Raw genomic sequence first — 15,599 nt, 5'->3', positions numbered from 1 at the left:
TGTTTTTTAAATAAATCCGATTGGTTAATTTTTTTGCAAAGGTACAATTTCATTTATTATTTCGACACATTAAATCTTTTTTTTTCGATTATTTGTATCGGTACATTTCCATATTACAGCTCCATAAGCTTTTACCGATGATCGGAACAAAATTTCAGGTGAAACGACTTTCTGGTCTACATCTCCCGTCAATAACTCTTTTGCCGAATATTCTCTTGCTGCCATATTCCACAAATCAAAAGCATGCTGAGGCAACTTCACCCCTACATCAACCGCTCTATCACAGAAATTTACAATAATAACCAGCAATTCATTATCCTTTTTCCGTAAAAATGCATATTGCTTGCGAGCATCAAAATTCGGATTGTCCCCATTTACATACATCAAGTCAAAAAAAGCGCCTTCTCTGATTGCCGCCTCTTTATTACACAACGTCAACACTTGTTTATAGCGGCGACGCAACTCTTTCTGTTCCGGTGTAAGACCGACTACGGAACATGTTCCTCCAGCATACCATGCACGAACCGAAGGTACGCTCCAATAATCGAAAATCGTCGTGCGTCCGTCTAATCCGCTGAAACCTTCGGCATCTGCAGCCGGCTCTCCCAACTCCTGCCCGAAATAAATCATCATCGGATTTACATTCATCATTGCCGAAACAATTAAAGCCGGATAAGCCCGGAAGGGATCTCCTGCAAAATTAGGGGATGCAATACGCTGTTCATCATGATTCTCAAGAAAATTCAACATGTGAGTTGTTATCCCATCTAAAGATTGCCAACAGCGGGTAATCTGAGAAGCTGCCGCATGCCCATTCACAATACTGCGTAATAGATCATACAACCCGACTTTATCATAGAGATAGTCAAATTTACCGCCTTCGATATAATACCTGTATTCATGCGGATTATATACTTCGGCAATAAAATCGACTCCGGAATATAGTTCTTTGATCCGAGGAATCACCCATCCCCAAAACTCAACAGGAACCATTTCTGCCATATCGCAACGAAACCCGTCTATACCTTTACTACACCAAAACAGCAATATGTCTCTCATCTTAAACCATGTGTCAGGTATGGGATCGAAACATTTCCGACGGCCATGTAAATAATCTACTCCATAGTTCAACTTAACGGTTTCATACCAATCATTTCTATTCGGATAAGCTCCGAAACAATCATTTCCGGTGGCCTTGGCCGGATATTCCCTATACTTTTGGTCTCCTTCTCCTATATAAAATTGTGGTTGGAACTCTTGTCGAGGAATATAATAGAAATTATTTTGGGGATCAAAATGAACCTCCGAATTATCATTCTGTCCCAAATCGATGACTCCGTCAGGTTTTGCATCGGAATGGTAACGGCGGGCAACATGGTTCGGAACAAAATCTATTATGACTTTCAACCCTGCGGCATGAGAACGCCCGACTAAAGATTCGAATTCCTGCATCCGTTCAGATATATTAACAGCAAGATCGGGATCGACATCATAATAGTCTTTTATTGCATAAGGAGAACCGGCCTTCCCCTTTACGACAAACATATTGTCCCGCTCAATCCCGTACTGGGTATAATCGGTTTGCGTGGCATGTTCAATAATGCCGGTGTACCAAATATGCGTACATCCAAGCATTTTTATTTCACGCAAAACTTTCGGAGTAAAATCTGCCAGTTTACCGACTCCGTTCTCTTCTATCGTACCGTTGCATTTACACGCATCATTCTGATTCCCGAACAGGCGCGGAAGCACCTGATAAATAATCATCTTTTGTCTTCTGTTCATAATAAAAAGGATGTCCTATGTGCGAAAAGGAATTTTTAGATTTTTAAGATTTTCTTTATCTAAACTTATAACCTCTTGAGTATCTCGATACCCACAAGCAGCAATCTCCCTAAGATTCTCTATATCAAATATGTTATAATCTATAATTTCTTTAGTTTGTATAAGTATGTCACATAACTTCATATCGGCAAGCGTATTACTTTTGAAAATAAAACCGTATGAACGTTCTGCTATTCCGATAATCGACTTTTTGTACTCTTTCGCAACCATCGGATTCACATTTACTCCCATAACAATATCGCAAAACGGGCGGATAGGAGTAACCGGAAAATTTCTCAATACTCCGCCATCGACATAATGAACATTATCGATTATTACCGGACTAAACAACACAGGGATGCTGCATGAAGCGCAAACAATATCTATAACAGGTCCTGTAGCAAAGGTCTTGCTGCATCCCTGATCCAGATCTGTAGCTGTAACCATAACCGGAATTTCTAAATCTTCAAGATAACGAGCCCGCAAAACTTTTTTTAAAAAATTTCGAAAACGCGTTATCTTGAAGAATCCCGAACGAGGGATTGTTATTTCTGCCAAATCACTGAAATTAAGAGACGAAAACAAGTCTATAATTTCATCCGGAGTATATCCGTCGGCATACAATACTCCGATCAAAGAGCCCGCACTCGTTCCCGAAATAATATCGGGACGCACTCCCATCTCATCAAGGACCTTCAATGCACCCACATGTGCAAAACCGCGAGCACCGCCCCCGCTTAAAGCTAATCCGAAGTGATACGGTTTTATTACCGCTACATTTTTATCATTTTCTATCATGTAGCTAAGATAACAAAAAAAGAAAGACAATCCTATACGAGAAAATAAATATTCTTAGAGCCTGTCGTCTAAATTTTGCCCGGATCAGGTTTTAAAGAAATCTATAGAACAGTCAGTTTCCCTTTCGAAGGGAATCATGCCGATGCCGACAACATCGTTACAGAACGAAAAAAATGCAAAGATACCTTGACAATATTCCCTATAAGAAAACTTAAACAAACCCTCACCCATCGAAAAACCGGAAAAATTCCATCAGAATGTGTAATCGACACAAGCCCTTCCCTCCTTTATATCTTTTATAATTTGGGTCGCTGCCACATGGTCGGGATGCACCGCATAATTTGCCAGATCTTCCATTGAATCGAATTCCGTAACAAGGCACATATCAAAATCCTCTTTCGGATTCTCATTGACTCCGACTTCTATAAAACGCAAAAAAGGAATTTTATCCTTTAATGCTTCCAAAGCAGATTTAAACTCTCGCATCGTAGCTTTTACCAATGCAATATCTCCCGTTTTTTTGAACTTAAACAAAACTATGTGCTTTACCATAATCAAATTTATTATATTTGTAAATATTTTTCGGTTTCCGGATTCTTAAAAATCCGGATATGTTCACTGTGAATGCAAAAATAAATATTATTTTGTCGTTATCTGAAATTATATGCTAATTATTGGTATTGCCGGCGGAACAGGATCCGGGAAAACGACCGTTGTCCGCAAAATTATACAAAGTTTACCGGAAGGTGAAGTAACCGTAATTCCTCAAGACTCATATTATAGGGATAATAGCAATTTACCCCTGGAAGAACGCCTGAAACTCAACTTCGACGAGCCGGCAGCCATAGAGTTCGAATTACTTGTCAATCAACTGAAAGATTTAAAAGCCGGCAAACCGGTCGAACAACCGATCTATTCATATCTAACATGCACTCGGTCTAAAGAAACGATTCCGATCCAACCGAGAGACGTGATTATTGTCGAAGGTATTTTGATACTTTGCGATGAAGAGTTACGCAATATGATGGATATGAAAGTATTTGTCGATGCAGATGCGGACGATCGGCTTATCCGGGTTATCAATAGAGATATTATAGAACGGGGACGTACCGTGGAAATGGTAATAGACCGATATGAAAAGGTACTGAAACCTATGCATTTGCAACATATAGAACCAACAAAACGATATGCCGATCTAATTATACCTCAAGGTGGAAACAACCTTGTTGCAATCGATATTCTGACAAATTTTATAGCCCATAAACTGAATCCTTAATCAAGCCCGATATGGTAAGAATAACGGCTTACATACTTTTGTTTCTGTTTCTATTTTCTTGCCAACATGGAAAAAAAGAAAAGAATCAGGAGTTAAATGATCCGGAATCGATCAAGAAAAAAGGTGAATTGACCGTACTCACATTATACAGCTCAACTTCTTATTTCTTGTACCGTGGTGAAGAAATGGGATACGAATACGAATTGATCAAACAATTTGCCGAATCGGAAGGATTAAAGACCAAAATAGTTGTTGCGGAAAATATCGGAAAACTGGTCGAAATGCTGCAAAAGGGGGAAGGAGATATTATTGCTTACGATATCCCGATCACAGGTGACTTAAAAGACCGATTACTCTATTGCGGGCCTGAAATAATTACTCACCAGGTCCTTATCCAACGAATAGAAAAAAATAAGACATTATTACGCAATGTTACCGAACTTGTCGGAAAAGACATATATGTAGAAAAAGATTCGAAATATGAAACCCGTATCAATAATCTGAATAGTGAACTGGGAGGAGGAATCAAAATACACTTAATGAATAAAGACACCATTATTACCGAAGATTTGATAGAAATGGTGGCTAACGGTAAAATAGATTATGCCCTCGCCGATAATAACATAGCCCGTCTCAATAAAACTTATTATAATAATATAGACATAAAATTGAATATCAGTTTTCCTCAACGGTCGGCTTGGGCGGTCAGGACAAACGAGCCTGAACTGGCAAAAGCTATTGACAAATGGACTGAAAATAATACAAAAAGCCCTAAATACAAGGAAATTTTAAAACGATATTTCGAACTAAGCAAGAACTCTCCGATACCTGAAGTTTTATCTATAAAAAAGGGACAAATCTCTGTATATGATCCTCTATTTAAGAAATATGCAAAAGAACAAGGCTGGGACTGGCGATTGATAGCAGCTCAAGCTTACCATGAATCGAGATTTGACACATCGGTGGTATCATGGGCCGGAGCTAAAGGACTAATGCAAATTATGCCTCGTACCGCAAGAAGCAACGGTTTAGCAGACAAAGACATACAAAATCCGGAAAAAAATATCGCAACCGCAATAAAAATAATGGCATCTTTAGACCGGAGTTTTTCGACAATAGAAGATACTCAAGAACGCATGAAGTTTATTCTGGCTTCATACAACTCCGGAATAGGGCATGTCCTCGACGCCATCGCTTTAGCGAAAAAGTACGGCAAAGATCCACAAAAATGGGACGGAAATGTTGCTGAATATATTCTGCTGAAAAGCAATCCCGAATATTTCAATGATGAGGTCTGCAAATTCGGATATTTCAGAGGACGCGAAACATATAGCTACGTAAATAAAGTCTTGAAACTATACGAATATTACAAAAGTAAAATAAAAGCTTAACGACTCTAAATTTATGAAATGGATATTCTCTATTATAGCATTATTTTTTAATACAATGATCTTTTCTCAAAATCCATTCACGATACCGGTGTGGCCTAATGGCGCAAAAGAAAATAACGGTATTATTCTCCCTGAAAAAATAATTGAAGGAGGCAGATTGTTAAACAGTCACACTGCAGAAATGTATGTTTACCTACCCGATAAAAAAATCAACACAGGAACAGCTATCTTAATTTGTCCGGGAGGAGGATATGCTCGTCAAGCAATGCAACATGAAGGTCATGATTTTGCAAAACTTCTTACCCGAAAAGGCATTGCCGGAATAGTCTTAAAATACAGGCTGCCCAACGGACATGCCGACATACCGCTTTCTGATACTAAAGAAGCGATGAATATCATTCGACAAAATGCATCAGAATGGGACATAAAGGCTAACCAAATAGGTATAAGCGGTTTTTCTGCCGGAGGCCATTTAGCAGCCACTTTAGGGACACATTTCGATAAACAAAATCGTCCGGATTTCATGATTCTTTTCTATCCGGTCATTACTATGGATAATAACTTAACTCATAAAGGAAGTAAAGAAAATCTATTAGGGAAAGGAATAGAAAACGACAATTTTTCGAACGAAAAACAAATCTCCCCGACAACACCACCGACATTGCTTTTGCTGAGTGATGACGACAAATCTGTTCATCCAGCAAACAGTACTCTATTTTATAACGAACTCAAACAAAAAGGCATCAATGCTTCTATGTATATTTTCCCATCCGGAGGACATGGTTGGGGATGCAATACAAATTTTGCTTATTATAAAATATGGCAAGATCTTCTTTTCGATTGGTTACGGCATCAAAAATTTATCAGATAAAAATAATCAAATACCGGTATCTATAAAAAATTAAAACAAAAGCGAATTTAAGGGCCTGTCTAAATTTTTACAATAAAAAATACTAATAATATTGATCTATATCATAACAAATCATTGTTTATTAGTTGCATTTATCTAATGTTTATCTTATATTTGCAATAAAACGAACAATTATTATTATAATGTGTTAATTAAGCAAAGAGTACTAATAAACTATTTTTAATTCATACAATTATGAAAAGAAACAAATTGACTATGGCTGTAGTCGTATTACTTTGCGGCAGCCTGATGTTTTCCTCTTGTATAGGATCTTTTGGATTGACAAACAAGCTCCTCGGATGGAATAAAGGTGTAGGAGGAAATAAATTTGTAAGTGAACTTGTGTTTTTTGCATTCTGGGTTCTTCCGGTATACGAAATTTCTCTATTGGCCGATGTCGTAGTATTGAACTCTGTCGAATTCTGGTCAGGTTCTAATCCCATCGCAGATAATACTCAGCAGATCAAAGGTGAAAACGGTCATGAATATTTAGTAAAAACACACGAAAACGGATACACCATTACCGATGAAACTGCGAACAAAACTTTTGAACTCGTATTCGACGATAGCGACAAATCTTGGTCGGTAGAAGCAAACGGACAGAGTACAAAATTTATGACATTCATCGATGATAACCATGTAAATATGTATAATGCAAACGGAGAGACTATGACTGTAGAACTTTCTAAAGCAGGAGTTATGGCTTATCAAGATATGATAAAAAATAATACTGCAGTTTTTGCTTGCAAATAAATTTGTAATAGTAATAGAGGGTGTGCCAAAATATTGTATATTCAAGTACATTTTGACACACCCTCAAATAATATGAAAAACAGTAGTAAAAAAACAAACTTCGTTCCGATTACGTAGAGACTTATTATATTATATAGGTATTACAGGAAAAAGCGAAAAAAACATTAGAAGTATAAACAACTTGTTGAAAACACATTGATGAATACAGTGTATTCAGAACCAAATAAGAACACCGTTGCAACCATAATGGAAACATGCACAGGCAAATTTGCTGGTATGACAAACACAAGCAGTATGGAAGCCTTTATAAAGTCCTGTGAATGATAAAAAATACTACGTTACTCAACACACAATACCCAAAGACTTCAAAAGGTATCGGAATAACCCGAGTAAGTTGGAAAAGTTGCTGAAAGCATTCCGGATACTGGAGAATAGAGTAGAATTGCCTGCCGAATACAAGGCTCACATGCTGAAAGGAGAACATGAATGCCATATCGAGTGAATTTTCTTTTGACACGGATAGATATGAAGAATAATGTAATCAGATCAGCCGTCGATAGCAGGTGTAAATGAAGAAAGGAATGTTACCGCTGAAAGAGTTGGAGAAACATACATAAAAGCAAATAACGAGACATGTAAAGTAACGGGTTGCATATACCTAATAGAGATTCAAATTCTAATTCCCTTACGTATTCAGACCAAATTAAATCGTTAAGATATAATTGCAAATCAAAATCAACAACGAAATATGATTATTCAAAAGAGTTAAACTCTTTATTAAATAAATTCGAGAAACAAATACAAAAGCCGTAATTTAATAATCAAATAATTATTTCTTCAATATTAAAAAGGAGCTTACAAAATGCCGGTAGGCTCTTTTTCTAATAGGTTACCACAGCAAATTTCAGATAGGGCAATTGATACTTTCATATAAATTGCTATATTTGTAAAAAGAGTTACTATACAGGATTTATGATGTGAGGATCTAAAACTTACTCGATATGAAAAAGGCATTGTTCATTTGCGGATTTTTGATGCTTGTAATGTCGTCTTTCTCACAAAAGGAAGTAGAGTTTTTCTTACAATCAAACGGGAGTTTTCTTACAGCAGACAGTTCGGATTATGTTGTAGTTCCGTTTGAGGGAAAAACAGCAAGTGAACTTTATTCTATGGTAAAGTCCAATGCCATGTCTCTTTATAGAGACCCTAAAGAAGTGATGAGTGAAGATGAGAATGTTGCAATTAAAATATGCGAATTAAAGAATCTTGATTGGAAAGAGGGTTGTATCTATGCTTATTATGATTATTACGGAGATTGTAGTTTCTTGTTTCAATTTAAAGACGGGAAAATAAAAGTTGATGCGCCCTCTGTCAGTAATCAAGTATATGATAAAGAGAGTAAGAGTTATAAGTCATTTTATTTTCATGTTAGAAGTTTATTTACAAGGGAAGGAACAGTTAAACCAAGAAAATTAAAGCATAAACTTAGGATTGAAGACAGTATTAATTATCCGATTAACTATTTGTTAGGTTTTTATCAAAAGAATACAGATAAAGATAATAATTGGTAATCGTGTATATTTGACCACGAAAAATATATCATAAGATATTATTTTTTTAAGAAGTGTTTTTAAAAGATGTGTGTATTTATATTGTGTTGATTTATAGGTATATTACTATTGTTTTAAGCAAAAGTGTAAGTATAAATATTTTATTTGTTTTAAAATAATGTCTGAAATGTTTTTTTAATTCGGATTTTATAGTTACTTTTATTAACGGAAAGACATAAAAGTGTAAAACTTCAGAGTGTGGTTCTGGGGTGAAGGTATTGAAACCTCCATTCCAAAAGCACTCAAAGAGTTGATGCTTTTATGTCTTTCTATTTATTCCAGAACCGGGAATGGAGGTTTCTTTTTTGTTCAATGTTAATCTTAAAGCAAATGGAAAACTCCGATCTTGAAAACGAGTTGGTAAAATACCAGCCGGATATGATTAAATATGCCGTGTATCTTACTAATGATTACGAGTATGCATTAGATATCGTGCAAGACGTAAATTATCAGATACTTAAAAATAGAGACAAATTCGAGTCTCGGCAATATTCTCTAAAAATATCTTTTATATTTATAAGAAACCGTTTTATCTCTTTGACGAGAAAGAGCAAAGTTTTATATAAAGAACAAGAAACTCTGTGTAATGTTCAGGTTGAAAACAATACTATTCTCTATGATTATAACTACATTTTAAATTTAATAGACAAAATGGACATTCCTACTCGTGCATTAATAGGGCTGTTGATTCAAGGGAAAAGCTATAAAGAGATAGGGAATATTCTAAATATGAAGGAGGGCACGGTTAAAAGCAGAATCCATAATGTCAGAAAAAAGATTAAAAACTTGTTGCCGGAATATTTTTAATTATAAATTCAAATAATATTTTTCCATCATAATCTTCTTCAATTTTGCAAATCTATAAAATAAAAAATACGGAACTCGTCCTGAATCCCGTATTGCCTTACATAAAATATTTTATGATGCCTTATTTTTAAAAACATTTACTGAATATCTCTTGGTATATCTTTAGATATGAAACTTAACGTACAAATAACATTTCCCTATATTTAGGCAAAGGCCACATCTGATTATCGACCATCAATTCAAGCTTATCGATATGATACCGTATCTCATCTAACATCGGAGCAACAGTGTCATGGTATGCAATAGCTTTTGCCCTTTCCCCTTCGATTTTATTTGCCAACTTACGAGCATTCACCATAGTAGCTACCATTTCTTGTATAGAAAGTGTATGGCGGGCTATTTTACGAATTATTTCCATATCTTTAGAAGACATCGCAGCAGCTTCTTCAGGCGGAAATACTTCCTTAATTTTACAAACCGTATCTAATAATAAAGCTTGATACCTCGTTGCAACAGGCAAAATATGATTCAAAGCCAAGTCTCCCATTACCCGAGCTTCGATCTGTATTTTTTTAGTGTACATTTCCCATTTTACTTCATTGCGAGCAGCCAACTCTACAGCATTCATCACCCCTACTGCCGAAAACATCTCGACAGAAGCAGGTTTTATATAAGCATCAAAAATAACAGGAGTACTGGTCTCACAATCCAATCCACGAGCAGCAGCTTCCGCCTTCCATTCATCGCTATATCCGTTACCGTCAAAACGAATAGGCTTACTTTCCTTTATATATTTTTTCAATACTCGAATAATCGCCTTCTCTTTACTTTCCCCTGCCTGAATTTTCTTATCAACCTCTTCTTTAAAGAGACGAAGTTGATGGGCAACTGCAGAATTAAGAACGATCATAGCCGCCGCACAATTGGCAGACGAACCGACTGCTCTGAATTCAAAACGATTTCCGGTAAAAGCAAATGGGGATGTTCTGTTTCTATCCGTATTATCCATAAGCAATTCGGGAATCTGAGATATATTGAGTTTCACCCCTGTTTTATCACACAACTCTATTACCGCATCATCCGAACTGTTTTCTAAAGCATCAAGAACATCTGACATCTGCGATCCCAGAAAAATAGAAATTATTGCAGGGGGGGCTTCGTTCGCCCCTAAACGATGCGCATTAGTAGCTGAAGATATACTGGCTTTCAGCAAAGCATTATGTTTATAAACAGCCATGATCACATTTACAAGAAATGTAACGAACTGCAGGTTTCCTTCGGGTGTTTTTGCAGGAGCCAACAACGGTATTCCGGTATCCGTTCCTAAAGACCAGTTATTATGCTTACCCGACCCGTTTACGCCTTTAAATGGCTTTTCGTGCAGTAACACACGGAATCCGTGACGACGAGCAACACGGCGCATAAGTTCCATAATGACCTGATTATGGTCGTTCGCCAAATTACATTCTTCATATATGGGGGCTAACTCGAATTGATTAGGAGCGACCTCATTATGACGAGTTTTCACCGGAATGCCTAATTTCAAACTTTCAATTTCCAATTCTTGCATAAAAGCCGATACACGAGTAGGAATAGCACCAAAATAATGATCTTCAAGCTGCTGATTCTTAGAGCTTTCATGTCCCATAAGCGTTCGTCCTGTCAGCAACAAATCCGGACGGGCAGCATATAATCCCTCATCAACCAAAAAATATTCTTGTTCCCAACCCAAATAAGAATAAACTTTTTTTACTCGCGAATCAAAATAATGACATACCTCCAACGCTGCAGAAGTAACGGCATCAATCGATTTCAACAAAGGAGCTTTGTAATCGAGAGACTCTCCTGTATAAGAAATAAAAATAGTAGGAATACATAACGTATCTCCCACTATGAATGCAGGAGAAGAAGGATCCCATGCACTATATCCGCGGGCCTCGAACGTATTTCGTATTCCACCGTTCGGAAAACTCGAAGCATCTCCTTCTTGCTGAATCAACAGCTTTCCCGAAAACTCCTCGACCATTCCGCCCTTACCGTCGTGTTCTACAAAAGCATCATGTTTTTCTGCCGTACCGTCGGTCAAAGGATGAAACCAATGAGTATAATGCGTCACGCCCATTTCTATTGCCCATTTTTTCATTCCCGCAGCAACAGGATCGGCAATCTCCCGGTTTAAAGGTTTTCCATTATCGATCGCATCGACCAATGCATCGTATGTTTTCCGAGGCAAATATCGAAACATCTTTTCACGATTAAATACATACTTGGCAAAATACTCGGACGGACGTTCTTCCGGGCGTTCCACAGGAACTGCTTTCTTTTTAAAAGCTTCCTCTACAACTCTGAAACGTAAGGATGACATAGAATTTTCTTTTTATTTTTTAGAATAGCTATACAAAGGTAGAAAAAAAACAGAAAGCCCGCTATTATATAAATATATTATACAATAACGGGACTGTTTTATTTTACTGAACGAGTTCGATTATCACAATAAATAAATATGGTGCTTAGCACATTCGGTAATTTGATCTTCAGGCCAAATACTCGCTTGCACCTCCCCGATATGCGCTTTTTGCAACAAAAACATACAAAGACGCGATTGCCCGATTCCTCCACCGATGGAAAGCGGTAGTTCCCCTGATAATAAAGCTTTATGAAAATCTAACATCTCTCGTTCGGGACAACCGCAAATTTCCAACTGTCGGCGCAAGGCTATACGATCGACACGAATACCCATAGAGGAAAGTTCGAATGGACATTCTAAAATAGAGTTCCATAAAATAATATCTCCATTCAATCCGTTATATCCATCCGAATTCATGGAAATCCAATCATCATAGTCCGGAGCACGCCCGTCGTGAGGTTCTCCGTTAGAGAGGTTACCTCCTATCCCGATAATAAATATCGCTCCATATTTCCGTGCGGCTTTCGCTTCCCTGTCTTTTGGAGACAAAGTCGGATACATCTGCAAAAGCTCTTCGGCATGAATAAAAGTAATTTTATCCGGCAATATAGGAGTAATATGGGGAAAGTCGGCATATACCTGACTCTCCAGTTCTTTTACAATATTATAAATTTTACGAACGACATCCTTTAGATAATCTAAATTCCGATCTTGCTCGGTAATCGTCTGTTCCCAATCCCACTGATCTACATACAAAGAATGCAAATTGTCCAAATCTTCATCCGAACGGATCGCATTCATATCCGTATAAAGTCCATATCCCGGAGCAATTCCGTAAGCCCCCAACTTTAATCGTTTCCATTTGGCAAGGGAATGTACGACCTCCGCCTTTCTGTCTCCCATACATTTAATTGGAAATGTAACAGCCCTTTCATGCCCATTAAGATCGTCATTGATACCTGTTCCGGCTAATACAAACAAAGGTGCTGTTACCCGACGAAGGTTTAATGATTTAGACAATTTTTCCTGAAAACTGACCTTCAATGTTTTTATCGCCTGTTCGGTGGTTTCGGGAAGCAATTTCAATTTATACTGTTTCGGAATAATCAATGCCATTTTTACCTTGTATTTTTCAATATTATATCAATGATATACAATTTGTTAACCATATCGATCAACTAAAAATATATTTTTCATTCTATTTTTTGCAAAGCCACATAGGTATTTTGCAGGGACAAATATAACACTTTTGCATAGAATAACCCAAAAATATAATCTTTTTGCTACTATATTTTTTAAATCAATAACATTTAGATCCACTTATCCATATCGATAAGCAATAAAATTTCTAAAATATTCGATCAGATAGTTCTTTTTGAGTATGTTTGCACCAAGAACAAAATATGATCAACAATTTTATCGCAATAGATTTTGAAACTGCCAACAAATACAGAAGCAGTGCTTGTTCTATGGGATTAGTAATCGTTAATAACGGACTAATAACAAGAGAATGGGAAACTCTTATAAAACCTCAGCCTTTTTTCTTTTCACACTGGAGTACGGCCATACATGGAATTACCCCCGATAAGGTAATGGATGCTCCGACGTTTGAAGAAGTCTGGAGTCGGATCGATTCGTGGTTTGTCAAATGCGACGCGATTGTCGCACATAATGCACCTTTTGACATGAGCGTTCTGCATGCTTGTCTCGAAAAGGCTCAAATCGCCAGTCATCTTCCGGAAAGTATCTGTACTTATCGATTAGCCCGCAAAAAACTGCCATTTCTCAGAAATCATAAACTCAACACTGTCAGTGAATATTTTCAAATTCCTCTTAACCACCATGATGCATTGAGTGACGCCCGAGCAGCTGCAAAGTTGATGCTTCGTCTCTCCGAAATTTAAACAGGCTTTAAATTTCCAACAACACATTAATCAAAATTACGAAAATCAGGATAAAGTAAATATCGCTTTCTCATCTGCCGGTATTCTTTCAATTCATCAGCCCAGCGCCCTTTTATTTGACTCTCATTTTTTCCGGCAATTATGTCCATTCTGACCTGCGTATTTCCCATCAACATATCAAAAAAACGAGGTCTGGTAAAAAAGGATTTTCCTTGATCTGCAATCCGGTAAAAATCAAGGATATATTTCAATGACAATCCTCCACTCACTTCAATCTCCCGTAAATCGATTCCGAAACAAGTCTTATCTTTCTGTAATGGATTCTTATCAAAGCCGGGAAGCGCACGAGGTGTGAAACTAAATGTTCCGAATTTCTTATCCGGATAGCCCAATACTTGAAAAGGGTAACGAGTACCCCGCCCTACACTAATATCTGTCGCCTCAAAAAAACATAATGACGGATATAATGTGATAGATCGACTATTCGGCAAGTTAGGAGACGGTTTCACAGGAAGAATATAAGAATCTCCATGTTGCCAACCTTTTACAGGGATTACCGTAAGTTTTAAGGAATGAGTATCCCCCCAATTTTCACCCCGAATCATTCCGGCCAATTCCCCGATTGTCAAACCGTGTAGAACCGGAAGCGGCAACATTCCAACAAATGAACGCAAAGAGTCTTGCATGATCGGTCCGTCAATATAATCGTTCGGATTAGGACGATCCAACACGACCATCTCCACTCCTGTTTCAGCACAAGACTGCATTACATAATACATAGTACTTATGTAAGTGTAAAAACGAGCACCGACATCTTGAATATCGAATACTATAACATCTATTCCAGACAGCTGTTCCCTTGTCGGCTTTTTATTTTTCCCATAAAGGGATATAACGGACAAACCCGACTGCTTGTCACGACCATTCATGACAACTTCTCCGGCATCTGCATTTCCGCGAAAGCCGTGTTCCGGTGCAAAAACAGAGACGACATGAACTCCCCGACTCAATAATGTATCCAAAAGATGTACTTGCTTATCCCCCACCAAAGAAGTATGATTAACGACTAATCCGACCCGTTTGGATTTTAACAAAGAAACAATTTTATCAATCTGATCCGCCCCATTCAATAAAGGAACAGCTTGAATTACACCTAAAGATAAAACCCCCAATATCAATAGAAATGTATGACGTTTCATTTTTTTATTTTTGTCTGTAAAGATACAGAAATGCGTTTTCTAATATACATTTTCTAAACAGAATTACCGCCATTTATCCTAAAAATCTTATTTTTGTAACTAAAGTTAATCATTTATAGCTATCCTATCATGAAACATGTACTCTTTTTGATTATAGTGCTTTCTTGTAATTGTATCTTACTATCCGGACAAAACAACGTTCCGAAAAATCCGTTCGTACCACGAACACAGCCGGCACGAATCATTACAAACAAAAAGGATACAGTACAAAATACTTTATGCGGGAAATCCGGAAGTCTAAGAAAAACAGATTTTGCCCATGCCATAGACATGTTAGGTTTTGAAAAAAGGCTGAATGACCGTACCGAAACATTCATGCTACAAAACAATACCGAAAATCTGGTTACCCGAGTAAAACTAAAAATCACATATAGAGCTCCCAACGGAAAAATGATTGATTACCGGGAAGTAATGGTCGATGGAGAATTACTGCCCCATACAACTCGGCAATTTGAAATAGAAAGTTTCGACAAGGGCAAACGATATTATTTTCATAAAAGTACCGGAGGAAACAAAAAATTAGAGGGCTACCCTTTCCATATACAATTCTCTCTACTGCGATACGATATTGCTATTACCCAATAAAATTTGAGCTTATATCGTTTTTTTTAACTGCCAATACCGCCGCAAATTCTTTTTGTGGCATGTTCTTTGCAGTAG

Annotated in this window: 15 protein-coding genes; 9 read left to right on the top strand and 6 right to left on the bottom strand. The window is 37.2% G+C overall.

What is annotated here, in order from left to right; genetic code table 11:
- Positions 1–69 precede the first annotated feature (69 nt).
- From QUE35_RS12810 to QUE35_RS12800, 3 genes are all read right to left on the bottom strand, one after another.
- Positions 70–1,785 carry an alpha-amylase family protein gene (locus QUE35_RS12810; RefSeq protein WP_031258841.1) on the bottom strand — a complete coding sequence of 572 codons (1,716 nt, stop codon included), beginning with the start codon at positions 1,783–1,785 and terminating at the stop codon, positions 70–72.
- A gap of 15 nt (positions 1,786–1,800) precedes the next feature.
- Positions 1,801–2,622, bottom strand: coding sequence for a patatin-like phospholipase family protein (locus QUE35_RS12805; protein ID WP_009317599.1), 822 nt, complete (start codon positions 2,620–2,622; stop codon positions 1,801–1,803).
- 252 nt (positions 2,623–2,874) lie between these two features.
- The gene (locus tag QUE35_RS12800) at positions 2,875–3,174 is read right to left on the bottom strand and encodes a Dabb family protein (RefSeq protein ID WP_022602134.1); all 300 of its coding nucleotides are present in this window, start codon (positions 3,172–3,174) and stop codon (positions 2,875–2,877) included.
- A 112-nt stretch (positions 3,175–3,286) separates the two neighbouring features.
- Between QUE35_RS12800 and udk the strand changes: the two genes are divergently transcribed.
- The 7 genes from udk (at position 3,287) to QUE35_RS12765 (ending at position 9,369) form a co-directional block, all read left to right on the top strand.
- A complete protein-coding gene (gene udk / locus QUE35_RS12795) occupies positions 3,287–3,898 on the top strand; it encodes a uridine kinase (protein ID WP_009317603.1) in 612 nt (203 codons plus the stop codon).
- A gap of 11 nt (positions 3,899–3,909) precedes the next feature.
- A complete protein-coding gene (locus tag QUE35_RS12790) occupies positions 3,910–5,289 on the top strand; it encodes an MltF family protein (protein ID WP_022602132.1) in 1,380 nt (459 codons plus the stop codon).
- A gap of 13 nt (positions 5,290–5,302) precedes the next feature.
- Positions 5,303–6,160 carry an alpha/beta hydrolase gene (locus QUE35_RS12785; RefSeq protein WP_022602130.1) on the top strand — a complete coding sequence of 286 codons (858 nt, stop codon included), beginning with the start codon at positions 5,303–5,305 and terminating at the stop codon, positions 6,158–6,160.
- 234 nt (positions 6,161–6,394) lie between these two features.
- On the top strand, positions 6,395–6,952 hold the full coding sequence (locus QUE35_RS12780; protein WP_009317609.1) for a DUF3332 domain-containing protein: 558 nt from the start codon (positions 6,395–6,397) through the stop codon (positions 6,950–6,952).
- Between the two features lie 316 nt (positions 6,953–7,268).
- Positions 7,269–7,454: a type II toxin-antitoxin system YafQ family toxin gene (locus QUE35_RS12775; protein WP_081705735.1), complete on the top strand. Its 186-nt coding sequence runs from the start codon at positions 7,269–7,271 to the stop codon at positions 7,452–7,454.
- Positions 7,455–7,953: 499 nt separating this feature from the next.
- Positions 7,954–8,523: a hypothetical protein gene (locus tag QUE35_RS12770; protein ID WP_022602128.1), complete on the top strand. Its 570-nt coding sequence runs from the start codon at positions 7,954–7,956 to the stop codon at positions 8,521–8,523.
- A gap of 369 nt (positions 8,524–8,892) precedes the next feature.
- On the top strand, positions 8,893–9,369 hold the full coding sequence (locus QUE35_RS12765) for an RNA polymerase sigma factor (RefSeq protein WP_022602126.1): 477 nt from the start codon (positions 8,893–8,895) through the stop codon (positions 9,367–9,369).
- A 175-nt stretch (positions 9,370–9,544) separates the two neighbouring features.
- Here QUE35_RS12765 and QUE35_RS12760 read toward each other — a convergent pair whose 3' ends face one another.
- A complete protein-coding gene (locus QUE35_RS12760) occupies positions 9,545–11,734 on the bottom strand; it encodes a glutamine synthetase III family protein (protein ID WP_022389538.1) in 2,190 nt (729 codons plus the stop codon).
- A gap of 123 nt (positions 11,735–11,857) precedes the next feature.
- The gene (asnA, locus tag QUE35_RS12755) at positions 11,858–12,892 is read right to left on the bottom strand and encodes an aspartate--ammonia ligase (protein ID WP_022602124.1); all 1,035 of its coding nucleotides are present in this window, start codon (positions 12,890–12,892) and stop codon (positions 11,858–11,860) included.
- Positions 12,893–13,179: 287 nt separating this feature from the next.
- On the opposite strand from asnA, the gene QUE35_RS12750 reads away from it, so the two are divergent.
- On the top strand, positions 13,180–13,680 hold the full coding sequence (locus QUE35_RS12750; RefSeq protein WP_009317617.1) for a 3'-5' exonuclease: 501 nt from the start codon (positions 13,180–13,182) through the stop codon (positions 13,678–13,680).
- 26 nt (positions 13,681–13,706) lie between these two features.
- Here QUE35_RS12750 and QUE35_RS12745 read toward each other — a convergent pair whose 3' ends face one another.
- The gene (locus tag QUE35_RS12745; RefSeq protein WP_022602122.1) at positions 13,707–14,879 is read right to left on the bottom strand and encodes an exo-beta-N-acetylmuramidase NamZ family protein; all 1,173 of its coding nucleotides are present in this window, start codon (positions 14,877–14,879) and stop codon (positions 13,707–13,709) included.
- A 129-nt stretch (positions 14,880–15,008) separates the two neighbouring features.
- Between QUE35_RS12745 and QUE35_RS12740 the strand changes: the two genes are divergently transcribed.
- Entirely contained in the window at positions 15,009–15,524 is a 516-nt protein-coding gene (locus QUE35_RS12740; protein WP_009317619.1) for a hypothetical protein, read from the top strand.
- Positions 15,525–15,599: the final 75 nt, after the last annotated feature.

The organism is Coprobacter fastidiosus (assembly GCF_030296935.1).
In the GTDB taxonomy this organism is placed as follows: domain Bacteria; phylum Bacteroidota; class Bacteroidia; order Bacteroidales; family Coprobacteraceae; genus Coprobacter; species Coprobacter fastidiosus.
The sequence above is the reverse complement of the archived record's forward strand: the minus strand, read 5'-3'. Positions and strand labels throughout refer to the sequence as shown.

Bases quoted from the DNA above. Each gene is read 5' to 3' on its own strand.
- QUE35_RS12810 (WP_031258841.1), bottom strand. From the start codon at position 1,785: ATGAACAGAAGACAAAAGATGATTATTTATCAGGTGCTTCCGCGCCTG.
- QUE35_RS12805 (WP_009317599.1), bottom strand. From the start codon at position 2,622: ATGATAGAAAATGATAAAAATGTAGCGGTAATAAAACCGTATCACTTC.
- QUE35_RS12800 (WP_022602134.1), bottom strand. From the start codon at position 3,174: ATGGTAAAGCACATAGTTTTGTTTAAGTTCAAAAAAACGGGAGATATT.
- udk (WP_009317603.1), top strand. From the start codon at position 3,287: ATGCTAATTATTGGTATTGCCGGCGGAACAGGATCCGGGAAAACGACC.
- QUE35_RS12790 (WP_022602132.1), top strand. From the start codon at position 3,910: ATGGTAAGAATAACGGCTTACATACTTTTGTTTCTGTTTCTATTTTCT.
- QUE35_RS12785 (WP_022602130.1), top strand. From the start codon at position 5,303: ATGAAATGGATATTCTCTATTATAGCATTATTTTTTAATACAATGATC.
- QUE35_RS12780 (WP_009317609.1), top strand. From the start codon at position 6,395: ATGAAAAGAAACAAATTGACTATGGCTGTAGTCGTATTACTTTGCGGC.
- QUE35_RS12770 (WP_022602128.1), top strand. From the start codon at position 7,954: ATGAAAAAGGCATTGTTCATTTGCGGATTTTTGATGCTTGTAATGTCG.
- QUE35_RS12765 (WP_022602126.1), top strand. From the start codon at position 8,893: ATGGAAAACTCCGATCTTGAAAACGAGTTGGTAAAATACCAGCCGGAT.
- QUE35_RS12760 (WP_022389538.1), bottom strand. From the start codon at position 11,734: ATGTCATCCTTACGTTTCAGAGTTGTAGAGGAAGCTTTTAAAAAGAAA.
- asnA (WP_022602124.1), bottom strand. From the start codon at position 12,892: ATGGCATTGATTATTCCGAAACAGTATAAATTGAAATTGCTTCCCGAA.
- QUE35_RS12750 (WP_009317617.1), top strand. From the start codon at position 13,180: ATGATCAACAATTTTATCGCAATAGATTTTGAAACTGCCAACAAATAC.
- QUE35_RS12745 (WP_022602122.1), bottom strand. From the start codon at position 14,879: ATGAAACGTCATACATTTCTATTGATATTGGGGGTTTTATCTTTAGGT.
- QUE35_RS12740 (WP_009317619.1), top strand. From the start codon at position 15,009: ATGAAACATGTACTCTTTTTGATTATAGTGCTTTCTTGTAATTGTATC.